Raw genomic sequence first — 560 nt, 5'->3', positions numbered from 1 at the left:
CATAGGAAAGAGTTTCTTGGGAATATTAATTCCTTTTCCAAATATCTTGTCTATACCTAAACTACCTAAAGCAGAAACAGCACCAGTTGCTAAAGCAGGTGCAGCTTTTGACAAACCTTTTACAGCATAAGGTAATACTCTTGCTCCAAGACTTGCAAGTGATGAGAAAAGATTTCCACCTTGTTTAGCTACTTTCCTTATCTGAGTTTTACTTATCTTAATATCAACTCCAGTTCCATCATTGAGTGATTTTTGTATTCTTTTGAGTTGTGTTTTTGTCAACATCAATTCATCATTTCCAGTGAGTTTAGAATGTTTTATTCTCAAAGTCAGTGGAGTTCGGTTATTCATAGCTGTAACCAAACTTCTTTTTTGATTATCTGTCAAATTTACTCCGTATTCAAAATAAGTTGTCATGATTTATTTAATAATTATATTAAATTTAATATAATTATTTGAAAAGTATTTAACTTCTCAACAAAAGTTTTCCTGCTACTTTATCTATTTCTGCTGTTCTTTCACTGAGCACAATTCCATAAATTGTGTAATCTGTTGCTGTA

General features: G+C 31.1%; 1 protein-coding gene. It reads right to left on the bottom strand.

Annotation, left to right across the window (positions count from 1 at the left end; genetic code table 11):
- Positions 1–417 (bottom strand): hypothetical protein (locus OIF36_04265; GenBank protein ID MCV6599672.1); only part of this gene is annotated, 417 nt, incomplete at its 3' end.
- Between the last annotated feature and the right edge of the window lie 143 nt (positions 418–560).

The organism is Alphaproteobacteria bacterium (assembly GCA_025800285.1).
Classification (GTDB): Bacteria; Pseudomonadota; Alphaproteobacteria; order JAOXRX01; family JAOXRX01; genus JAOXRX01.
The sequence above is the reverse complement of the archived record's forward strand: the minus strand, read 5'-3'. Positions and strand labels throughout refer to the sequence as shown.